The 2,220-nt window shown below is 71.3% G+C and carries 1 protein-coding gene and 2 pseudogenes; all 3 read left to right on the top strand.

Annotated elements, in window-relative coordinates; translation table 11 throughout:
- Positions 1–266 (top strand): annotated as a pseudogene (locus tag ACFC1F_RS43205) (sugar ABC transporter substrate-binding protein); the annotation flags it as partial.
- Between the two features lie 88 nt (positions 267–354).
- Positions 355–1,911, top strand: coding sequence for a sugar ABC transporter ATP-binding protein (locus ACFC1F_RS43200; RefSeq protein ID WP_376167291.1), 1,557 nt, complete (start codon positions 355–357; stop codon positions 1,909–1,911).
- Positions 1,895–2,220: pseudogene (locus tag ACFC1F_RS43195) on the top strand (ABC transporter permease); the annotation flags it as partial. The gene ACFC1F_RS43200 and the pseudogene ACFC1F_RS43195, both read left to right, overlap by 17 nt.

The following is a 2,220-nucleotide window of genomic DNA, read 5'->3' as shown; positions in this document are numbered from 1 at the left end:
ACGACGGCATCCCGCAGGAGTTCGACGCGATCCGCAAGGGCGACATCGACGCCACCGTCTCCCAGCCCGCCGACCTCTACGCCAAGTACGCGCTCCACTACGCGCAGGCCGCCGCCGAGGGCAAGACCTTCCAGCCCGGGCCCACCGACCACCAGTCGACCATCATCTCCCTGCCCAACGGCCTGGAGGACCAGCTCCCCGCACCCCTGGTCACCAAGGACAACGTCGACGACAAGTCCCTCTGGGGCAACGGCGTCGGCAAGTAGTCCCTGGACGCTCCATGGGCGCAGTCGACGTTTCCCCGCCGGCCGCGCCCGTGGGCCCCTGGCCCCTCAGCTGAAAGGACACCCCGCCATGGCGGACCCCAGCCCCGTCCGGGGCCCCGTCGTCGAGGCCGACGGGATCAGCAAGCGCTTCGGCGCCACCGTCGCCCTCAGCGACGCCCGCATCTCGGTGGCCCCCGGCGAGTCCCACGCCCTGGTCGGCCGCAACGGCGCGGGCAAGTCCACGCTGGTCTCGATCCTGACGGGTCTCCAGCAACCCGACACGGGCACCCTGCGCTTCAACGGCGAACCGGCCCCGGCCCCCGGTGACACCGACGCCTGGCGCTCCCGGGTCGCCTGCGTCTACCAGCGCTCCACGATCATCCCCGCGTTGACCGTCGCCGAGAACCTCTTTCTGGACCGCCAGAGCAGCGGCGCGTTCCGTCCCATCAGCTGGAAGCAGCTGCGCGCCCGCGCCACCGAGCTCCTCGCCGAGTACGGGGTCGACGTCGACCCGACCGCGCGCGCCGAGGACCTCACCGTCGAGCAACGGCAGTTCGTCGAGATCGCCCGCGCCCTCTCCTTCGGTGCCCGCTTCATCATCCTCGACGAGCCCACCGCCAAACTCGACGCCCGCGGCATCGACAAGCTCTTCGACAAGCTGCGCTCGCTCCAGCAGCAGGGCGTCGCGTTCCTCTTCATCTCGCACCACCTGCAAGAGGTCTACGACCTCTGCACCACCGTCACCGTCTACCGCGACGCCCGGCACATCACCACCGCCCCCGTCGCCGAACTCGACCACCACGCGCTGGTGGAGGCGATGACCGGGGAGAGCGGACACGAGTCCGCGCCGAGCTGGTCCGCCGGTGGCAGGACATCCGCCGAGGGTGCCACGCTGCTCGACATCGAGGCCCTGACCCTGCCGGACGCCTACCAGGACGTCTCGCTCACCGCCCGGGCCGGCGAAGTGCTCGGCCTCGCCGGCGCCGCGGCCAGCGGCAACGTCCAACTCGGCGAGACACTGGCCGGACTGCACCGACCCAAGGCCGGCACGATTACCGTCGCCGGTCGCCCGGTGCGCCCGGGCCGGGTGCCGGCCGCGCTGGCCGCCGGGATCGGGTTCGTCCCCGAGGACCGGCACATCCAGGGCCTGGTCCCGCAGCGCAGCGTCGCCGAGAACGCCACCCTGACCGTCACCGACCAGCTCGGCCCGTACGGCACGGTACTGCCCTCGCGCACCCGGGCCTTCGCCCAGCGCATGATCAGCGACCTGGACATCAAGACCCCGGGACCGGCAACCCCCGTCTCCGCCCTGTCCGGCGGCAACCAGCAGAAGGTCGTCATCGCCCGCGCGCTCGCCACCGACCCGCAGGTCCTGGTCGCCATCCGGCCCACCAACGGCGTGGACATCAAGTCGAAGGAATCCCTGCTCGGCACCGTCCGCGAAGTCGCCGACGCCGGCAGGAGCGCCCTGATCGTGTCCGACGAACTCGACGACCTGCGGGTCTGCGACCGCGTCCTGGCCATGTTCCACGGCCGTGTCGTCGCCGAGTTCGCCCACGGCTGGAGCGACGAACAACTGGTCGCAGCCATGGAGGGCATGACCGGACCGACCGACACGAAGGAACACCATGTCTCCGACCACTGAGCTCCGAGCACCGTCGGCCACGGCCGTCTCCGCCCCCGCCGGGCGCCGCTTCGACCTGGCCCGCTACCGCGACCTGTCGCTCGTCCCGGTCCTGCTCGTTCTGGGCGTCATCGGCTTCGTCGTCTCACCCGCCTTCCTCACCTCCGACAACCTCCTCGGCGTCGGCCAGCAGGCCACCGAACTCAGCCTGCTCGTCCTGGCCGAGGCGCTGATTCTCATCGTCGGCCGGATGGACCTCTCCCTCGAGTCCACCATCGGCGTCGCCCCCGTCATCGCCGTCTGGCTGGTCCTGCCCGACCACGGCGCCCG

Source organism: Kitasatospora sp. NPDC056181 (assembly GCF_042266225.1).
GTDB lineage: Bacteria > Actinomycetota > Actinomycetes > Streptomycetales > Streptomycetaceae > Kitasatospora.
The sequence above is the reverse complement of the archived record's forward strand: the minus strand, read 5'-3'. Positions and strand labels throughout refer to the sequence as shown.

Coding starts and splice junctions, on each gene's coding strand:
- ACFC1F_RS43200 (WP_376167291.1), top strand. CDS start 355: ATGGCGGACCCCAGCCCCGTCCGGGGCCCCGTCGTCGAGGCCGACGGG.